This window comes from Azospirillum sp. TSH20 (genome assembly GCF_003115935.1).
GTDB lineage: Bacteria > Pseudomonadota > Alphaproteobacteria > Azospirillales > Azospirillaceae > Azospirillum.
Window position 1 is genome coordinate 1 of record NZ_LGQU01000043.1, and the last position, 16,942, is coordinate 16,942.

The following is a 16,942-nucleotide window of genomic DNA, read 5'->3' on the forward strand; positions in this document are numbered from 1 at the left end:
TCTCCCCCTCACTTCACCGCGAGGATTTCGTCGTAGATCGGCTTGATCTCCGGCGACAGCGCGGCGACGACGGCCGGGCGGCCCTTCTCGGCGAAGGCGGCCTTGTCGACGGTGATGAACTCCATGCCCTTGGCCTTCAGGTCGGCCGCCAGCTTGGTCTCGTCCTCGATGAACAGCTTGCGCTCGGCGGCCTGGGCGGCCTTGGCGGCTTCCATGATCGCGGCGCGCTGCTCGGCCGGCATCTTGTTCAGCTTCTTCGACCCGCCGACCAGATAGATCCAGCTGATGACGTGCTCCGTCAGGTTCACGTATTTCTGGACCTCGTAGAAGCTCGCCGACTTGATGAGGGCCAGCGGGTTCTCCTGCGCCTCGATGGTGTCGTTCTGCAGGCCGGTGAAGACCTCCGAGAAGGCCATCGGCGTCGGCTTGGCGCCCAGCCCCTGCCAGAAGGACACGAACAGCGGCACGTTGGGGACGCGCATCTTCAGGCCGTTCAACTCGTCCGGCGACTTGATCGGGCGCTTGCTGGTCAGGTTGCGCGGGCCGCGGGCGAAGTAGGTCAGCGGGACCAGCTGGGTCTTCTGCTCGATGGCGTCGGCGATCTTCTTGCCCGGCTCGCCGGTGACGACCTTGTCGAGATGGTCGAGATCGCGGATGGCGTAGGGAACCGCCAGCAGCGCCGCGGCCGGCGCCCAGTTCTGCAGCGACTCACCGGTGATGGTGAAATCGATGGTGCCGAGCTGGATGCCCTTGATCAGGTCGGTTTCCTTGCCGAGCTGCTCGTTGGGGAACACCTTGACCTCGACCGCGCCGTTGGTGCGCTTGGCGACTTCCTCGGCGAAGACCAGCGAGGCCTTGTGCCAGACATTGTCCTCGTTGGCGAGGTGCCCGAGCTTCAGCGTCGTCTTGGCCTGGGCGCGGACGATGGCCGGCGCGGCGATGCCGCCCAGCAGCGTCGCACCGGCGGCGATGCCGGCGCCGAGGCCGATGCTTTTCGCCAGCGTGCGGCGGGAGATCGGGGTCTTGCTGTTCATCCTGGTGTTCCTCCGTTATGGGCGGCTCCGGTCCGCCATTGTTCGCTGGTGGATGCCGTTTGCCCGGCGGTCAGCTTTCGAAGTCGAGCTGGACCTTGATCGTGCTGGACGGGTCGGTCTCGATCAGGGCGAAGGCGCTCGCCGCGTCGGCGATCGGGAAGACCTGGGTGATCATCGCCGCCGGCTGCAGCTTGCCGCTCTCCAGCCAGTCGATCACCTGGGGCAGCAGGCGGCGGTTCAGGCGGGAACCGACCAGGGTCAGCTCCTTCTTCACGATCTCCTGCTGGCTGATGTTGCAGGGGGCGGGTGAGAAGCCCAGCAGGCCGATGCGCGCCGCCGGGCTGGCAAGGCGGCAGGCCTCCTCCAGCAGGGACGGGACGCCGGCGCCGTCGATCACCACCGTGGGCCCAAGCCCCTCATTCTCGTCGCGCACCGCGTCGGGCACCGACACGCGCGACGAGTTGAGGACCACGTCGGCGCCGAACTCCTTCGCCCGCTCCAGCCGCTTATCGTCCAGGTCGGCGACGATACAGCGGGCGCCGTGCAGCTTGGCGACCTGCACCACCGTCAGCCCGACTGTCCCGGCGCCATAGACCAGCAGCGTGTCGTCGGCGCCGATGCCGGTGCGCGACAGCACGTTCGCGGCGATGGACAGCGGCTCCGCCAGTGCGGCAAGCGAGAAGGGCAGGTCGGAGCGCACCTTGATGGCGTTGGCCGCCGGCACCACGACATGGTTGCGGAACCCGCCGTCGCGATGGACGCCGAACACCTCCAGATTGGCGCAGACATTGGTCCGCCCGGCGCGGCAGGCATAGCAGCGGCCGCAGGACACCACCGGATCGACCACCACATGGTCGCCGACCGCGACGTTGCCCACGCCGTCGCCCACCGCCTCGATCGTGCCGGCGAACTCGTGGCCGATGACGCGGGGATAGACCGCGAAGGGGTTGGAGCCGTGGTAGATGTGCAGGTCAGACCCGCAGATCCCGGCGCGCCGGACGCGGACCAGCACCTCGCCGGCCTTGACCGGCCCGGCATCCGGGGCGTTTTCGGGGCGGAGCGCCAGCACATGCGGCTTTTCGACGGTCAGGGCAACCACGGGAACACTCCCTAAAGAAGATGTCGCTGTGAAGCGGGGTCAGGCGGTGGCGGCGACCACGGCGCGGGCGCCCTCGGCGAACAGGCGCTTGAGCGCAGCGGTGACCGGTCCGGTGAAGCGCGGGTCGCGCGGCAGATCCTCGCCAAACACTGCGGTCAAACCGAACAGAGCCTCGGCCAGCCGGTTGGGGTTGCCGGCGGTGGAGGCAGCGATTTCCGCCAGACGGGTCGCCAGCGGGTCGCGCACGTCGATGGGCTTGCCGGCCTCGTCGGTGCCGGCGACGTAGCGCATCCAGGCGGCGACCGCCAAGGCCAGCCGGTCGATCGGCTGATCGGCGGCCAGCCGGTCGCGGATCGGATTCAGCAGGCGCTGCGGCAGCTTCTGCGTGCCGTCCATGGCGATCTGCCAGGTGCGGTGGCGCAGCGCCGGATTGCGGAAGCGGGCGATCAGCGCGTCCTTGTACTGCTCCATATCCGCACCGGCAGGCATGTGCAGCGTCGGCCCGGTCTCCCGGTCCATCAGGTTGCGGACCAGCGTGGCGAAGGCGGGATCCGCCATGGTGTCCGACACCGTCTCATAGCCCGCCAGATAGCCCAGATAGGCGATGGTGGAGTGGCTGCCGTTCAGCAGCCGCAGCTTCATCGTCTCATAGGGGTGGACGTCGGCGACCAGTTCGACCCCCACCGTCTCCCAGGCCGGGCGGCCGGCGGGGAAGCGGTCCTCGACCACCCACTGGGTGAAGGGCTCGGTTACCACCGGCCATGCATCCTGCACGCCCAGCGACTGCGACACGCGGGCACGGTCGGCCTCGGTGGTGGCCGGAACGATGCGGTCGACCATGCTGTTGGGGCAGGCGACGGACTCCGCCACCCAGGCGCCGAAATCGGCACCGCGCAGCTCGGCGAAGCGGCACAGGATGCGGGCGACGGTGTCACCGTTGCTCGGCAGGTTGTCGCAGCTCAGCACGGTGAAGGGTGGCAGCCCGGCGGCGCGGCGGCGGGACAGCGCTTCGGCCAGGAAGCCGATGGCGGTGCGCGGCTTGGCCGGATTGTCCAGGTCGTGGCGGATGTCGGGATGGTCCTCGTTCAGCGCACCGGTCGCCGGGTCGTGGCAATAGCCCTTCTCCGTCACCGTCAGGGTGACGATGCGCACCGACGGGCGGCACATCCGCTCCAGCACCGCTTCCGGATTCTCATGCGCCACCAGCAGTTCCAGCAGGCAGCCGATCACCCGCAGCCGCTCCCCCTCCGCGTCGCGCACGGCGACGGTGTAGAGCCCATCCTGTGGCTCCAGTGCATCGCGGGTGTCGGGGCTGCGCAGGCTGACCCCGGCGATGCCCCACGCCCCGAACTGCGTCTCCAGCAGCGCGTCGGTGTAGGCCGCCTGATGGGCGCGCTGGAAAGCGCCGACGCCGAGATGGACGATGCCGATCTCCAGATCCCTGCGGTCGTAACCGGGCCGCGCCACCGTCGCCGGCAGGGTGGCCAATGTGGAGGCGTCAAGGCGCCGGGACGGGGCACCGGAAGGAGAAGAGGACGATGCGGGCGTTTGCATGGGAACTGTTTCCTTCCTGGCGAGCTGCGGGCTCGCATTCTTGTATGGTAGTATGTCACGAATGTTGGGGATGGGCAATCCGGATTGTTCCCTGGGCGAACTGATCTCCCCGACCGCGCCGTCGATGGAGACGGACGAACCATGCCGGACCGCCCCTCACCGTCCCCTGAAAGCTGGGCCGATCAGCGCGCTCCGGCAACCCTCGCGCGGCCCGCATTTCGGGAGGCCGCCTTCTGGGGAGGCGGGGGTGCGGCGTCATCCAGGGTGAACAGGTCGGGGAACTTGCCCTCCAACTCGGGCAGGGAGGTCAGGATTTCGCGCAGATGCAGGCCCATCGCCGCTTCCGCCTTGACGGGGTCGCGGGCGACGATGGCCTCTAGCACCGCCTGATGCTGCGAGATCAGCCGGCGGATCGGCGTGGCGTAGGGAACGCTGAGATAACGGACGCGGTCCATCTGGGCCTTCGTCTCCTCGACGATGCGCCACGCATACTCGCACTCCGCCCCAATGGCGATGGTCCGGTGGAAGGCTTCGTCCAGTTCCAGGAAGCGCACCGGAACCGGTTCGTCGGCGATGTCCCACTGGGCCTTCAGGTTGTCGCGCAGTTCGGCGATACCGGCCGGCGTGATGGTTTCGCAGGCCTTGCGCACCACGGCGGTCTCCACCGCCTCGCGCACGAAGCGGGCGTCGAGCACCTGCTTGACCGAGATCTTGACGACGAAAGTCCCGCGCTGCGGCCGGATGGTCAGCAGTCCCGACTCGCTCAGCTTGATGAAGGCTTCGCGCACCGGCTGGCGGCTGACGCCGAGCTGATCGGCGATCTCCTGCTCGGACAGGGCTTGACCGGGACGGAACTGCATCGTCACGATGGCTTGGCGCAGCACCCGGTACACGCGCCGCGCGATCGGTTCGCCGGATTCCACGTCGATCTTGTTCAGCATCGGCACGTCATGGTTTATGGCGCCTCGAAACCGGCCCGAAGGTCCGGAGCGAAAATCTGGTCTATCAGGATACTACCATACCAAGCCAGCGGCAAGAGTATTTCCCGCCGCCCCGACTTGGCATGGTACGGATTTGTCAACGAAAGCTCTTTCCAGCCAAACAGTCCCTACCAGAGTTCCACAAATAAACCGTCGGCCTGTGCCGACAGAAATTGTGGGGACCGACTGCAAGACCATGATGCCGGCATCATGGTCTTGAGTGGAGCCGGGCCGTAACCCCAAGCTTACGCTGCGGGACGCTTGCCGCGGCCGACGATCTGGGTCGGGTTGACGAAGCGCAGGGCGACGATCAGCCAGACCAGCGTGGTCGCCATATAGATGACCGCCATGGCGTCGATCGACTGCACCGCCCGAACACCGGAAGCGAACACCGCATAATAGAGCGCCACCACCAGCGTCTGGCTGCCGGGCCCGGAGACCAGGAAGGTCAGCTCGAACATGCCGATGGTCCGCACCAGCACCAGCAGCAGCGCCGCCAGCACGCCCGGCATCAGCATCGGCACCAGCACATGGACGAACATCTGGAAGATGTTGGCGCCGAAGACGCGGGCGGCCGCCTCGGTGCGGGGGTCGATCTGCTCGATGAAGGGGATCATCACCAGCACCACGAAGGGTACGGTGGGCACCAGATTGGCCAGGATGACGCCGGTCAGCGTGCCGCCGAGCCCCGCCTTGTACAGCACCGTCGCCAGCGGGATGCCGTAAGTGATCGGCGGAACCAGAAGGGGCAGAAGCAGAAGCAGCATCACCGCCCGCTTGGCCGGGAATTCGCGCCGAGCCAGCGCATAGGCGGCCGGGACGCCGAGCAGGCCGGACAGCAGGACCACAGCCCCGACCGCCTGGAAGGTGACCCACAGCACGTCTCCCAATTGGAACTCGTCCCAGGCGGCGAAATACCAACGGGTCGTGAAGCCCGCCGGGATCCAGGTGCCGAGCCAGCGCGTCGCCACCGAAGAAGTCAGCACCGAGGCGATCAGCCCCATCAGATTGATGAGGAACAGCCCGATCACCGCCCAGACGGCGAAGACCCACAGGCGGGACATGATGGATTTCTGCATTGCCGCCTCTCCTTAGCCTTTGGCGCCCGCGGCGGGGCCGCGGTAGAACAGCGAGCGGCAGCCGAGAACCGCCACGACCACCAGCAATTGGACCGCCCCCATGATCATCGCGATGGCCGAGGCCATGGAGTAGTCGTACTCCTCGAACGCGGCCTGATAGGCTGCGATGGAGATGACACGCGTGGCGTTGGCCGGATCGCCGACCAGCACCGCCGACGGCAGCACCGAGTAAGCCTGGACGAAGGACAGGCAGAAGGTGATGGCGAGGCCGGGGATCAGCAGCGGCAGGAAGACCTCACGGAAGCGGGCGGCCGGCCCGGCGCCCAGCGTCGCCGCCGCATTCTCCAGCGACGGGTCGATGCCGGTGACATAGGAAAGCGTCAGCAGGAAGGTGAAGGGGAAGCCCGTCAGCACCAGCGAGATGAAGACGCCCCAATAGCCGTTCAGCACCGAAATCGGGGTGGACAGCAGCCCGACCGCCATCAGGATCCGGTTGAACCAGCCCTGCGGCCCGAAATAAAACAGCATGCCTTCGGCGACCAGCACGGTGCCGAGCGTGATCGGCAGCACCAGCAGGGTGGTCAGCAGCCGCTGGCGCCGCATCAGCCGCACCCGGAAGGCGATGGGGATCGCGATCAGCAGGTTCAGCAACGTCACCGGGAAAGCCAGCCGCAGCGTCTTGAAGATGGTGCCGTAGAGGAACGGATCGCTGAAGAATCTGGCATAGTTGCCGAACAGCGACCCGTCCTTCGGCTCGAAGGACAGCATCAGCCCGTACAGGAACGGGTAGATGAACAGCCCCAGGATCAGCGCCACGCAGGGCAGCACCAGCAGGGTCGCCCCGTCGATGCCGCGGGCGGCCAGCCGCTGGCGCAGTGTCGGGCCCTCGGCGCGGCCTTCCATGACGGCGCTCATCGCGCGTCACCGAACACCAGCACGCGGCCGGCATCGGCGCCGAGCCGGATGGCGGCACCCCGTTGCAGCGGATAAGGGGAGGCGAAATGCAGCTCCGTCCCCGACGCGGTGACGCCGACGCCGTGGAAGCCGCGACCACGATACTCCACCGCCTCCACCCGCACCGGAATGCCGGCGTCGGTGCCGGTCGGCTCAAGATCGTCGGGGCGGATCGCCGCGACGGCCGCCTTGCCGGCGGATGTCCCACCCGTGGGCGCGGCCCGCATCCGGCCGCGGATCACCGTGCCTTCGATGTCGAGCAGGGCATCCTCGCCCTCCGTCCCGACCAGTTCGCCGTTGAGGCGGTTGCGGAAGCCCATGAAGTCGGCGACGTCGAGATGGGCGGGCAGGGCGTAAAGTTCCGCCGGGGTGCCGACCTGCCGGATGGCGCCGTCGCGCAGCACGACGATGCGGTCGGCCAGCGACAGCGCCTCTTCCTGGTCGTGGGTGACGTAGATGGTGGTGGAGCCGAGCGACTGGTGGATTCGGCGGATTTCCTGGCGCATCTCCAGCCGCAGCTTGGCGTCCAGATTGGAGAGCGGCTCGTCCATCAGCACCAGCGGCGGTTCGACCACGATGGCGCGGGCGATGGCGACGCGCTGCTGCTGGCCGCCCGACAGCTGGCCGGGCAGCTTTTCCGCCTGGGATTCCAGGCGCACCGCAGCCAGTGCGGCGTCGACGCGCTTTTCCAGTTCCGGCTTCGGAACGCCGCGCATGCGCAGGCCGAAACCGATGTTCTTGCGCACGGTCATGTGCGGGAACAGGGCGTAATTCTGGAAGACCATGCCGAAACCGCGCTCTTCCGGTCGCAGCACGTCGACCCGGCGGTCGTCCAGCATGATGCGCCCGCCGCTGACGGGCAGCAGGCCGGCGATGCAGTTCAGCGCGGTGGTCTTGCCGCAGCCCGACGGGCCGAGCAGGGCGATGAACTCGCCCCGCTCGATGGTGAGGTCCAGCCCTTTCAGCGCCGTGAAGGCGTCGAACTCCCGCCTCACTCCCTGAAGGTGCAGTTGCTTGAAGGTGGTGGGTCCGACGTTCATTCCGGGGTCCTGTGGCTGGATGGAGCGCTGCCGCATTTTGCGCCCTCTCCCGCCCCGGGAGAGGGCTTGTGAATGGGGCGCTGTCGTCAGCTGGAACGCTGTCACTTGCCCTTGCGCGCGCCGATCTCCTCGTCCCAGCGGCGGAAGGCCTGGACCAGCTTGTCGGCGGCGAGCGGCAGTTCGATGGGGTGGTCGGCGATCAGCTTGTCGTAGGACGGGCGGCCGAACTCCGCGATGGCGTCCTGGCTTTCCTTCGGCGCCATGGCGAGCGTCACGCCCTTCACCGCCGGGCCGGGATAGAAATAGCCCTCGTCATAGGTGTAGGCCTGCTGTGCCGGGGTCAGAAGGTGATTCATCAGGTCCAGGATGACGGCCAGCTTTTCCGCCGACACGCCCTTGGGGATGCACATGTAATGGGCGTCGGCGACCCAGCGGAAATTCTCCACCGCGAAAACCTCGGCCGACTTCGGCACCACGCCGAGCACCCGCGGGTTGATGTCCCAGCCGGTGGTCGAGACGATGATGTCGAGCGACCCTTCGCCCAGCGCCTTCATGGTCGGGGTGGTGCCGGCCGGATAGGCTTCGATGGTCTCGCCCAATTCGCGCAGGTAAGCCCAGGTCTTCTCCCAGCCATTGACGGGATCCTTGGGATCCTTGTCGCCCAGGATGTAGGGCAGCCCCATCAGGAAGGTGCGGCCGGGGCCGGAGTTGGCCGGGCGGGCATAGGCGAAGCGCTTCGGGTTCGCCTTCGCCCAGGCCAGCAGCTCCGCCGCCGTCTTCGGCACCTGCTTCACCCGTTCCGGCGCATATTCGAACAGCGGGCCGGAGGGATAGTAGGTGACGACGACGCCCTGGCCTTCGGCGAGGCCCTGCATGCGGGCGGCGGGCTCCAGATAGATGTCGGACAGCTTCGGCAGGTCACCGGCGCGATCCGGCAGCAGATTGATCCACAGCTTCTGGTCGATGCCGGCCGACAGCACGTCGGTGCCGGTCAGCACCAGATCGATGTCGACCCGGTTGGCGTCCTGCTGCGCCTTCAGCTTGCCGGGAAGTTCCGGTGCCGGCGCCTTGGAGAAGACGATGCGCGAGACCCAGTCGGGCTTGGCTTTGCGGTAATTCTCGATCGCCTTCTGGGTCAGCGCCAGATTGCCGGCGACGTCCACCACGTTCAGCGTGACCGGACTCGCCGGCTTCTGCAAGGCCGCGAAAACCGGCCGGCCGGCGGCCAGTAAACCGGCGGTGCCGACGGAGGCCGCAAGGAAGCCGCGTCTCGAAATCCCGAGGTCGATCATTGGAAGGTCCCTCCCGTTCAAGGCATTTTTTTGGGTGTGGCCGGCAAGCTGGAAGCGGCCGGCGCACCAGGGGCCCGGCCGGACTGCAATCGATGTAGCGGAAGATGCGGATAATTCGTAACCCGTGCAAATGCTAGTATGGTAGCCGGGTGCCCGCAAGCCGAAACTCGTATGGTAGTGCTGCGCGCGTGCGATTTTGCGCAGGAGGCGAGGAGACCGGGCGGGCCGACGCGCATGCCCTTATGCGACGTCGCATTTCTCAGCGCTGCGAATTATGGAAATCATTTCGCACCAGCACACGGACGGTTGAAACTTCTGACAGAATGGGCATGCTGTCGCCGATGGTCTGACCACTTCGCGTGCAGGGGGATTCTCCTGCCCGGACTTTGATCATCCCCATTCAAGTATCCAGCGTTCGCGCATCGACCCGTATCCGTCCATCCTCGACCAGGAAACCGTCGCCCATGTCCGCCATCCTGCTGCAGGAAAGTTCCGAGACGAAGGACCAGCCGCTCCGCGAAGATATCCGCCTGCTGGGGCGCATCCTGGGCGACACCGTCCGCAGCCAGGAGGGGGAGGCGGTGTTCGACATCGTCGAGCGGATCCGCCAGACCTCCATCCGCTTCCACCGTGAAGAGGACCAGGGCGCCCGCAAGGAGCTGGAGGCGATCCTGAACAGCCTGTCGCCGCCGCAGACTGCGCGGGTGGTGCGGGCCTACAGCTTCTTCTCGCACCTCGCCAACATCGCCGAGGACCAGCACCACATCCGCCGCACCCGCGCCCATGCGCTCGCCGGGTCGGCCCCGCGCGAAGGCACGATGGCCCATGCGCTGGACGAGGCGGCGAAGGCCGGCGTCACCACCCAGCAGCTGAAGGAGTTCTTCGACGGCGCGCTGGTCAGTCCGGTGCTGACCGCCCACCCGACCGAGGTCCAGCGCAAGAGCATCCTGACCGTGCAGATGGCGGTCGCCAACCTGCTGGCGGAGCGCGACCACGGGCCGATGACGCCGGAGGAGGAGGAGACCAACCTCGAATCGCTCCAGCGCGCCGTGCTGACGCTGTGGCAGACCGCGATCCTGCGCGCCACCAAGCTGGCGGTGACCGACGAGGTGGCGAACGGCCTGACCTTCTACGACTACACCTTCCTGCGCGAGATGCCGCGCTTCTACGCCCAGCTGGAAGACCATCTGCGCAAGACCGACCCGTCCTGGGCGACGACGGAGCTGCCGTCCTTCCTGCGCATGGGCAGCTGGATCGGCGGCGACCGTGACGGCAACCCCTTCGTCACCGCCCCCGTCCTGCGTCAGGCGATGCGGATGCAGAGCACCCGCGCCCTGCAATTCTATCTGGATGAACTGCACACTCTGGGGTCGGAGCTGTCGCTGAGCACCCGCGTCATCGACGTGTCGGAGCCGCTGCGCCAGCTGGCCGAACGCTCGCCCGATCCCTCGCCGCACCGCAAGCTGGAACCTTATCGCCGCGCCATTTCCGGCCTTTATGCGCGGGTCGCCGCGACCCTGCGGACGCTGGACGGGCTGGAGGCGCCGCGCCACGCGGTGGGCGACGCACCGCCTTACCTGACCCCGGCGGAGTTCCGCGCCGACCTCGACATCATCGACCGCTCGCTGACCGTCAACGGTTCGGCCGCACTCGCCAAGGGTCGGCTGCGCCACCTGCGACGGGCGGTGGACCTGTTCGGTTTCCATCTGGCCAGCATCGACCTGCGCCAGAACTCCGACGTGCATGAGCGGTCCGTGGCGGAACTGCTGTCCTTCGCCGATGCTGGCGTGGATTACAAGGCGCTGTCGGAGGACGAACGGATCGAGCTGCTGGTCCGCGAACTGGAGACCAACCGTCCGCTCGCCTCGCGCTACGCCGATTATTCGGAAGAGACCGGGTCCGAACTGGACATCCTGCGCACCGCCGCCGAATCCCGCGCCCGCTTCGGCGCCGATGCGGTGGTGAACTGCGTCATCTCAAAGACCGACGGCGTGTCGGACATCCTTGAGGTCGCCGTCCTGCTGAAGGAAGCCGGGCTGCTGCGGCCGAAGGAAAAGGCGCTGGACCTGAACATCGCGCCGCTGTTCGAGACCATCGGCGACCTGCGCAACTGCGCCGCCACCATGGACCGGCTGCTGTCGATCCCGACCTACCGGCGCTTCCTGGAAAGCCGCGGCAACCTGCAGGAGGTGATGCTCGGCTATTCGGACAGCAACAAGGACGGCGGTTTCCTCACCTCCGGCTGGGAGCTGTACAAGGCCGAGATCGCGCTGGTCGAAGTGTTCGCCAAGCATGGCGTGCGGCTGCGGTTGTTCCACGGCCGCGGCGGCTCGGTCGGCCGCGGCGGCGGCCCCAGCTATCAGGCGATCCTGGCCCAGCCGGCCGGCGCCGTGCAGGGCGCCATCCGCATCACCGAACAGGGCGAGGTCATCGCCGGCAAATATTCCAACCCGGAGGTCGGCCGCCGCAACCTGGAGACGCTGGCCGCGGCGACGCTGGAAGCCACGCTGCTGCACCCGGAATCGGCCGCCCCCTGTTCCGATCAGTTCCTCCAGACCATGGAAGAGCTGTCGGAGCACGCCTTCAAGGCCTATCGCGGGCTGGTTTACGACACCGAGGGCTTCGAGAAGTATTTCTGGGAGTCGACGGTGATCGGCGAGATCGCCAATCTGAACATCGGCAGCCGTCCGGCGTCGCGCAAGAAGTCGACCAGCATCGAGGATCTGCGCGCCATCCCCTGGGTGTTCAGTTGGGCGCAATGCCGCCTGATGCTGCCGGGCTGGTACGGCTTCGGATCGGCGGTGAAGGCGTATCTGGCCCAGCATCCCGACGGGATGGAACGGCTGCGCGCCATGCACCGCGACTGGGGCTTCTTCAGCACGCTGCTGTCCAACATGGACATGGTGCTGTCCAAGTCGAACATCGCCATCGCGTCGCGCTATGCCGGGCTGGTGTCGGATCCGGCGCTGCGCGATGCCATCTTCTCCCGCATCCGGGCGGAGTGGCAGGACAGCATCGACGCCCTGCTGGCGATCACCGGCCAGACGGCCCTGCTTGAGAACAACCCGCTGCTGGCGCGGTCGATCCGCAACCGCTTCCCCTATCTGGACCCGCTGAACCATGTCCAGGTCGAGCTGCTGAAGCGCCACCGCACCAGCGACAGCGGAGAGCAGATCGCCCGCGGCATCCATCTGACCATCAACGGCATCGCCGCCGGCCTGCGCAACAGCGGCTGACCGTCTTACCGCACCGCAGCACCGCGCGGCTTTCCGCCACACCGTTGCCCACGAATGCGCCTTTCCTCCACCGCGAGGAAGGGCGCATTTTGTTTGCAGACGAATGGCTTGGTCCGACTTGCCCTTTTCTTGTGCGATGCACGATCAACTCTTCGGCAGCGCAAAACAAGCGGCGGTTTTCGGGGTCCTGGCCAAAATAAGTCACGAGATATCGGCCGAAAATCCAAGTTGATCGCCCCTGAATATTTTGATACCTCATGCCTCCCCGAGAGGAGAAATGGTATGACCACCCAGTCACAACAGCAGCAGATGGCCCAGCAGCAACAGGCGCGGGCCGGCATCGACACCCAGGGCGGCACCCCCAGCACCCAGGGCGGCGCCACCGACACATACGAGGAATTCTGCGGTGGCGCCTGCGGCGCCGGTGCCGGCGCCGCGGTGATCTGGCGGCCGATCATGGTGGAGCCGCGTCGCCGCTGATCGACCATCTTGGCATAAGAAAAGCCCCTCTCCGGTAAAGGACGAGGGGCTTTCCTTTTGTAGCCTATCGGTTCTGAGGACCGGTCAGCCCGCCCGCATGCGGTTGACCAAGCCGTCGACCTGGGACCCCAGCGACCGCACCTCGTCGGCGACGGTGGAGGAGGCGGTCAGCACGCGGGTGGCGGATTCGCCGGATTCCGCGGCGGCGCGGGCGACGGAGTCGATGTTGCGGCGGACATGCTGGGTGCCGTCGGCGGCCTCGCCCACATTGCGGGCGATCTCGCGGGTGGCGGCACTCTGCTGCTCGACCGCCGCTGCGACGGTGGCGGCGATCTCGTTGATCTCGCGGATGGTGCCGGCGATGGATCGGATGGCATCCACCGCCTCCTGGGTCACCGACTGCATCGCCTGGATCTGGCTGGAGATCTCCTCCGTCGCCTTGCCGGTCTGGTTGGCGAGGCTCTTGACCTCCGACGCCACGACGGCAAAGCCCTTGCCGGCCTCCCCGGCGCGGGCGGCCTCGATCGTCGCGTTCAGCGCCAGCAGGTTGGTCTGGCTGGCGATGTCGTTGATGAGCTGCACCACCTCGCCGATCTTGTTGGCGGACTGCGACAGTCCCTCCACCGTGCGGTCGGTGCGTTCGGCCTCGGTCGCGGCCTTGCGGGCGATCTGGCTGGAGGCGTGGACCTGGCTGCCGATCTCCTGGATGGAGGCGGACAGCTCCTCCGTCGCGGCGGCGACCGCCTTGACGCTGCCTTCGGCCTGCTGCGAGGTGCTGGCTGCGGTGGCCGCCTCGCCGGTGGTGGCCTCGGCGTTGCGGCTCATGCGCTGGGCCATGTCCTGCATTTCGCCGGCGGCGCGGGCGACGCGGTCGAGCACGCCGCGCACGCTGCTCTCGAAATTCTCGGCCATCTCGACCATGGCGCGGCGGCGTTCGCCGGCGGCACGGCTGCGCTCCGCCTCGGCACGGGCGTTGGCGGCGCTCGCCTCGTTGGCAGTGTCGCGAAACACCATCAGGGCCCGGGTCATGTCGCCGATCTCGTCGGAACCGGCAGCGGGAATCGGCGCGTTCAGGTTTCCGGCGGCAATCGCCCGCATGGCATCGGACAGCTGGCTGATGCGCGCGACGATGTTGCGGCCGACGACGAACCAAGCCAGCGCGGCGGCACCGATCAGGCTCGCGACCGCGAACAGGATCAGCATCTTGCGGCCGGCCGACAGCGCATCGGTCGCCCCGGCGGCGGCGGTGTCCGCCTCCTGCTTCATCGCGGAGATCTGGTCGTCGATCATGCCGGCGAACTGCCGGGCGATCTGGCGATTCTCCGCCAGGACCTTCACGTTCTCTTCGGCGGCGGCGAGTTCCGAGCGGCGCAGCTTGAACAGGCTGGTGTCGCCCTTGCCGAAGCCGGCCAGGACCTCGGCGCTCTTGACCAGCTTCGGCAGCCCGTCGTCGCCGGTGACCTGCAGCGCCTTCAGCCGCTCCTCCATCGCCTTGGCGGCGGTGGTGAAGCGGGTTTCCAGCATCGTCAGCCGTTCGGCGCTGGGCGCCTGCGTCGCCTCGTTCAGCGCGCCGACGGTGGCGGCGGCATAGGTCGACAATTCCAGATAGCTGCGGAAACGGGCCAGCCCGTCGCCCAGCAGATCCTGCATGGAATCGCGGGTCTGCGAGCGGACATTGACGCTCGACAGCTTGATTTCCGCCTTCAGCCGCATCAGCGGCGATTCCATCTGCTCCAGCAGGGATGCCTGCCGGCGTGCGGCGTCGGCCAGGACATCGGCCGTCTTCTGGCGCAGGGCCTCCCGTTCGGCGCTGCCCATCGGCAGTTCCAGGGCCTTGCGGCGCATGTCGAAGATGCCGGTGGCGCCGTCGCCCAGCTGGAAGAAGGCGTCCAGACCGTCGGAGGCCTCCTTGCTCAGGCGGCTGCCGATCTGCGCGGTGGCGCTGACGATGCGGGCGGCCGCTTCCAGGTAGCTCTGCTGGTGCTGGGTGATGGCAAAGGCGGTCTCCGCATTCCCGGCGCGGGTCAGGGACTCCGACGCCACGCCCAGGTCGCCGCGCACTTCAAACATGGTGATCAGAGAGCGGACGGCGTCGCCCAGCGCGTTCATGTCGCGCTCGGTGCTGTTGTCCAGCGTCTCGCCCTTGCTGCGCAGGGTGGCGCCGGCCCGCTCGGTCAGCGGGGCGAGGTTGGACAGGAAGGCATCGTATGATTTCGCCAGATCGACGGCCATCGCCTCGCGCGTGCCGCGGACGGACAGGCGCTGGTCGGCCGCGGCGTTGCCATGCTCCAGCGTGGCGATCAGCCCTTCGGTCTTGCTGCGCAGCTCACCGATCCGCGGGTCGCCGGACCGGTGGGAGGCCAGTTCCTCCACCAAGGCGCCCAGCGCCTTGCCGTTGCCCATGATCTCGCCATAGACGCGCTCGCGCTCGCTCTGGCTTTCCGCCGCGGCCAGCACCGGGGCGGCGGCGGCGATGCCGCTGCTTTCACCGGACAGGCGCTTCGCCAGTTCCATCTCCGGCAGGCCGGTGCCGACGATCTGCGTCAGTGGCCTTTCCACCGCCGAGAAGGACGTCAGCCCGACGATGCTGGCGGCGACCGTCATGCCGGCCATACCGGCGAAGGCGAGCAGAAGCTTGCCGCGTACGCCCATCCGTCTGCTGCGTGGGGTGCCGTCCTGGCGGTTCGTCCTCATGGTGTCGTCGCGCGCGTCCATCGTCATATGCGTCCTGCTCCCCGGAAAATGCGTCAGATCGGGCTTTTTGCCCGTTTTGTTCGTTCCTGCCGGCCGCAGACCGCTCCCCCACTCCCGGAGATTGGCACCGATCCGCACTGCTTGGCAGACCAACCATACCGCAGGGTGGTTGACAGATCCTTACGGGGGAACTCTCATTTTCTGCCATTCCGGGTTCTAACCATTTTGGATTACGGCCACCCGACGGCCGATGTGGCGTGCGTCATTATGACCATCCGCCACCCCCGAACGTTATAGGGCCTCTCCCCGACTCCGGCCGCGTGATAGTCTGCCCCGGAAATCATCGGCGAGGGGGAGTGGCATGCGGGTCTGGCAGGCGGCGTTCGCACCTCCGGCGGCGGAGCTGTCTCCGCAACCGGCCGATCTCGTCCTGGTCTTCGGTTCATTCGACATCTTCGACGGTCCGGACCTCGCCGCCCGGTTGGCCTCCGCATTCCCCGGCGCGGTGATCGCCGGATGCAGCACGGCGGGCGAGATCGCCGGCGACGCCGTGCTCGACGGGTCCTGCACCGTCACCGCCATCCGCTTCGACCGTGGCGGCGATGCGGTCGCGGTCGAGGCCGACATCGCCTCCGCCGACGACAGCCAGCAGGCGGGAGAAATGCTGGGAGAGGCGCTTGCCTCCCGGCCCGGTCTGGCGGGAGTCCTGCTGTTCGCCCGCGGCGTCGGCGTGAACGGCAGCGCGCTGATCGACGGGCTGTCCTCGCGCCTGCCGGCGGGCCTTCCTGTGTCGGGCGGGCTGGCCGGCGACGGCGGCGCCTTCGTCCGCACGATGGTGCTGGGGCCGTCCGGCGTGTCCGACAGCCGGGCGGTGGCGGTCGGGCTTTACGGCGGGAGCCTGCATCTCGGCCTCGGCTCCGTCGGCGGGTGGGAACCGTTCGGGCCGGCACGCAAGGTGACGAAGGCCGTCGGCAACCTGCTGCTCCAGCTGGACGGCGAGCCGGCGCTGAACGTCTACAAGCGCTATCTCGGCGACTATGCCCGCGACCTGCCGGCGTCGGGCCTGCTGTTTCCGTTCGAGCTGCTGAACGGCAACCATGATTCGGTCGGGCTGATCCGCACCATCCTCGGCATCGACGAGGCGGCCGGCGGCCTGATCCTGGCCGGCACGGTGGAGGAGGGCTTCTTCCTGCGGCTGATGCACGCCAGCACCGACGGGCTGGTCGACGGGGCGGAACAGGCCGGCGCCATCGCCGCCGCTGGTGCGGCTGAGGCGGCGGCAGGCGACCGGCTCGCCCTTCTGGTCAGCTGCGTCGGCCGCAAGCTGGTGATGGGCGACCGGGTGGAGGAGGAGGTGCAGGCGGTGGCGGACCGGATGGGACCCGGCACGGTGCTGGCCGGCTTCTATTCTTATGGAGAGATCGGGCCGATGCGCGATCTGGTCGATTGCCGGCTGCACAACCAGACGATGACGGTCGCCCTGCTGACGGAACGCTGACC

Annotated in this window: 12 protein-coding genes; 3 read left to right on the top strand and 9 right to left on the bottom strand. The window is 67.6% G+C overall.

The window, feature by feature from the left end; translation table 11 throughout:
- Positions 1 to 8: 8 nt before the first annotated feature.
- The 8 genes from TSH20_RS12320 to TSH20_RS12355 form a co-directional block, all read right to left on the bottom strand.
- Entirely contained in the window at positions 9 to 1,034 is a 1,026-nt protein-coding gene (locus TSH20_RS12320; protein WP_109075014.1) for a TRAP transporter substrate-binding protein, read from the bottom strand.
- Between the two features lie 70 nt (positions 1,035 to 1,104).
- Complete coding sequence (locus tag TSH20_RS12325; RefSeq protein WP_109075015.1) at positions 1,105 to 2,133, bottom strand: Zn-dependent oxidoreductase; 1,029 nt, start codon at positions 2,131 to 2,133, stop codon at positions 1,105 to 1,107.
- A 39-nt stretch (positions 2,134 to 2,172) separates the two neighbouring features.
- Positions 2,173 to 3,621, bottom strand: a complete 1,449-nt coding sequence (locus TSH20_RS12330) for a mannitol dehydrogenase family protein (protein ID WP_247874462.1) — start codon at positions 3,619 to 3,621, stop codon at positions 2,173 to 2,175.
- 248 nt (positions 3,622 to 3,869) lie between these two features.
- Positions 3,870 to 4,628 (bottom strand): GntR family transcriptional regulator, encoded by a 759-nt coding sequence (locus TSH20_RS12335; protein ID WP_109075017.1) that lies wholly within the window; start codon positions 4,626 to 4,628, stop codon positions 3,870 to 3,872.
- Between the two features lie 284 nt (positions 4,629 to 4,912).
- On the bottom strand, positions 4,913 to 5,746 hold the full coding sequence (locus TSH20_RS12340) for an ABC transporter permease subunit (RefSeq protein ID WP_109075018.1): 834 nt from the start codon (positions 5,744 to 5,746) through the stop codon (positions 4,913 to 4,915).
- A gap of 12 nt (positions 5,747 to 5,758) precedes the next feature.
- Positions 5,759 to 6,661: a sugar ABC transporter permease gene (locus tag TSH20_RS12345; RefSeq protein WP_109075019.1), complete on the bottom strand. Its 903-nt coding sequence runs from the start codon at positions 6,659 to 6,661 to the stop codon at positions 5,759 to 5,761.
- Entirely contained in the window at positions 6,658 to 7,740 is a 1,083-nt protein-coding gene (locus TSH20_RS12350) for an ABC transporter ATP-binding protein (RefSeq protein WP_109075055.1), read from the bottom strand. The genes TSH20_RS12345 and TSH20_RS12350 overlap by 4 nt, the downstream gene beginning before the upstream one ends.
- 101 nt (positions 7,741 to 7,841) lie before the next feature.
- The gene (locus TSH20_RS12355) at positions 7,842 to 9,032 is read right to left on the bottom strand and encodes an extracellular solute-binding protein (protein WP_109075020.1); all 1,191 of its coding nucleotides are present in this window, start codon (positions 9,030 to 9,032) and stop codon (positions 7,842 to 7,844) included.
- A 464-nt stretch (positions 9,033 to 9,496) separates the two neighbouring features.
- On the opposite strand from TSH20_RS12355, the gene ppc reads away from it, so the two are divergent.
- Positions 9,497 to 12,268: a phosphoenolpyruvate carboxylase gene (ppc, locus tag TSH20_RS12360; RefSeq protein WP_109075021.1), complete on the top strand. Its 2,772-nt coding sequence runs from the start codon at positions 9,497 to 9,499 to the stop codon at positions 12,266 to 12,268.
- 282 nt (positions 12,269 to 12,550) lie between these two features.
- A complete protein-coding gene (locus tag TSH20_RS12365; RefSeq protein WP_109075022.1) occupies positions 12,551 to 12,748 on the top strand; it encodes a hypothetical protein in 198 nt (65 codons plus the stop codon).
- A gap of 84 nt (positions 12,749 to 12,832) precedes the next feature.
- On the opposite strand, the gene TSH20_RS12370 is transcribed toward TSH20_RS12365, so the two are convergent.
- Positions 12,833 to 15,469 carry a methyl-accepting chemotaxis protein gene (locus TSH20_RS12370; protein ID WP_109075023.1) on the bottom strand — a complete coding sequence of 879 codons (2,637 nt, stop codon included), beginning with the start codon at positions 15,467 to 15,469 and terminating at the stop codon, positions 12,833 to 12,835.
- Between the two features lie 334 nt (positions 15,470 to 15,803).
- Between TSH20_RS12370 and TSH20_RS12375 the strand changes: the two genes are divergently transcribed.
- Positions 15,804 to 16,940: an FIST N-terminal domain-containing protein gene (locus TSH20_RS12375; protein WP_109075024.1), complete on the top strand. Its 1,137-nt coding sequence runs from the start codon at positions 15,804 to 15,806 to the stop codon at positions 16,938 to 16,940.
- Positions 16,941 to 16,942 lie beyond the last annotated feature (2 nt).

Bases quoted from the DNA above. Each gene is read 5' to 3' on its own strand.
- TSH20_RS12320 (WP_109075014.1), bottom strand. From the start codon at position 1,034: ATGAACAGCAAGACCCCGATCTCCCGCCGCACGCTGGCGAAAAGCATC.
- TSH20_RS12335 (WP_109075017.1), bottom strand. From the start codon at position 4,628: ATGCTGAACAAGATCGACGTGGAATCCGGCGAACCGATCGCGCGGCGC.
- TSH20_RS12340 (WP_109075018.1), bottom strand. From the start codon at position 5,746: ATGCAGAAATCCATCATGTCCCGCCTGTGGGTCTTCGCCGTCTGGGCG.
- TSH20_RS12345 (WP_109075019.1), bottom strand. From the start codon at position 6,661: ATGAGCGCCGTCATGGAAGGCCGCGCCGAGGGCCCGACACTGCGCCAG.
- TSH20_RS12350 (WP_109075055.1), bottom strand. From the start codon at position 7,740: ATGAACGTCGGACCCACCACCTTCAAGCAACTGCACCTTCAGGGAGTG.
- TSH20_RS12355 (WP_109075020.1), bottom strand. From the start codon at position 9,032: ATGATCGACCTCGGGATTTCGAGACGCGGCTTCCTTGCGGCCTCCGTC.
- ppc (WP_109075021.1), top strand. From the start codon at position 9,497: ATGTCCGCCATCCTGCTGCAGGAAAGTTCCGAGACGAAGGACCAGCCG.
- TSH20_RS12365 (WP_109075022.1), top strand. From the start codon at position 12,551: ATGACCACCCAGTCACAACAGCAGCAGATGGCCCAGCAGCAACAGGCG.
- TSH20_RS12370 (WP_109075023.1), bottom strand. From the start codon at position 15,469: ATGACGATGGACGCGCGCGACGACACCATGAGGACGAACCGCCAGGAC.
- TSH20_RS12375 (WP_109075024.1), top strand. From the start codon at position 15,804: ATGCGGGTCTGGCAGGCGGCGTTCGCACCTCCGGCGGCGGAGCTGTCT.